Source organism: Methylothermus subterraneus (genome assembly GCF_054656915.1).
In genome coordinates this window covers 1-1,943 of the sequence record NZ_BAAHXK010000027.1, presented here as the reverse complement: position 1 = coordinate 1,943, position 1,943 = coordinate 1, and the positions used below count along the sequence as shown (strand labels likewise).

The 1,943-nt window shown below is 57.6% G+C and carries 2 protein-coding genes; both read left to right on the top strand.

Annotated elements, in window-relative coordinates; genetic code table 11:
• A partial coding sequence (gene amoA, locus ACYQ3M_RS11525) for a bacterial ammonia monooxygenase, subunit AmoA (RefSeq protein ID WP_460036227.1) occupies positions 1–585 on the top strand: 585 nt, incomplete at its 5' end.
• 41 nt (positions 586–626) lie between these two features.
• Positions 627–1,868 (top strand): bacterial ammonia monooxygenase, subunit AmoB, encoded by a 1,242-nt coding sequence (gene amoB, locus ACYQ3M_RS11520; protein WP_460036226.1) that lies wholly within the window; start codon positions 627–629, stop codon positions 1,866–1,868.
• Positions 1,869–1,943: the final 75 nt, after the last annotated feature.

Sequence of the window (1,943 nt, the reverse complement as noted above, 5' to 3'; positions counted from 1 at the left end):
TGGAAGGACCGGCGTTTGTGGGTGACGGTGTACCCGATTGTGATGATCACCTTCCCGGCGGCGGTGCAAGCGGTGCTGTGGGAGCGTTTGCGGCTGCCGTGGGGGGCGACGGTCTGCGTTTTGGGCATCCTGTTTGGGGAATGGGTGAACCGTTACTTTAACTTCTGGATGTGGACCTATTTTCCCATTAACTTTGTTTTCCCGACGGCGGCGGTGCACATGGCGATCTTTTTAGACGTGGTGCTGATGCTGTCTGGGAGCTTCTTGTTCACGGCGGTGATTGGCGGGTTAGGCTGGGGTTTGTTGATGTATCCTGGCAACTGGCCGATTATTGCGCCTTTGCACGTGCCGGTGGAATACAACGGCATGCTGATGTCGATTGCCGACATTCAGGGCTACCACTACGTGCGCACGGGGACGCCGGAATACATTCGGATGGTAGAGAAAGGCACGCTGCGCACCTTTGGTAAGGACGTGGCGCCGGTATCGGCGTTCTTCTCGGGCTTTATGTCCATTTTGGTCTACTTCCTGTGGCACTTTGTGGGCCGCTGGTTTGGCACCGTCAAGTTCGTCAAGCGGACCTGAGGCGTGGCGACAACACACACTATGGAATGAGGAGGAAATCGATGAAGACGATGATTGACAGGGTAGCGCGCTGGTCGCTGGTAGGGTTACTGATGACCCTGGTGACGGCGGTGATGTACACCCCTTCGGCGTACGCGCACGGAGAGAAGTCGCAAGCGGCGTTTTTGCGGATGCGGACCATCCACTGGTTTGACCTGAACTGGTCCACGGACCAGCTCAACGTCAACGACGAGATGGAGATCAAGGGCAAGTTTCACGTGTTTGAGGGCTGGCCCGAGTCGGTGGATCCGCCGGAAGTCTCCTTTCTCAACGTTGGGATTCCGGGTCCCACCTTTATCCGCAAAGAGTCGTACATTAGCGACAAATTTGTGCCGCGTTCGGCGCGCTTAGAGATTGGCAAGACCTACACCTTCCGGGTGGTTCTGAAGGCGCGTCGGCCGGGGGAGTGGCACGTCCACACCATGATCAACGTAGAAGGCGGTGGGCCGATCATTGGGCCGGGCAAATGGGTGACCGTGAACGGTTCCATGAGCAACTTCAAGAACCCGGTGACCACGCTGACGGGTCAGACCGTGGATTTGGAGACCTACAACGAAGGCAACATTTGGTTCTGGCACGTTTTGTGGTATGCCATTGGGATTGCCTGGATTGTGTACTTTGCGCGCAATCCGGTCTTTATTCCGCGGCTTCTGATGGTCAACGCGGGGCGTGGGGACGAGCTTATTACCCCGACCGACAAAAAAGTGGGGCTCTTGTTTGGGGCGGCCACGCTGTTGCTGGTGATTTTTGGCTACTCCAGCGCGCAGAGCAAATACCCGGTCACCATTCCCTTGCAGGCGGGGGTGCTGCGTGGGATTCAGCCGATTGAGCTGCCGGCGCCGACGGTGGACGTGAAGGTAGACGAAGCCACCTATCGGGTGCCGGGACGCGCCATGAAGATGAAGCTGACGGTGACCAACCGTGGGAATCGTCCGGTGCAGCTGTGCGAATTTGAGACCGCGTCGGTGCGGTTTATGAATCCGCAGGTGTGCGAGGACGACACGGGGTATCCGGAGGACCTGCTGGCGGAAGAGGGCTTGAGCGTCACCGGTGGGGCGGTGGCTCCGGGTGAGACCAAGACCTTGGAAGTGGTGGCTTCGGATGCGGCTTGGGAAGTGTATCGTTTGTCGGACATCATCTACGATCCCGACAGCCGGATGGGAGGGCTGTTGTTCTTCTATGACGATGCGGGCAATCGGCAGATGGTGGTGATCGACGCTCCGCTGATCCCGACCTTCATGTAAGGTTCCGGACCCAAACACAATAACAAGAAAATTTCCTTTGCTACTCAAAGCCCCCCTCCCGGGGGCTTTTTATTT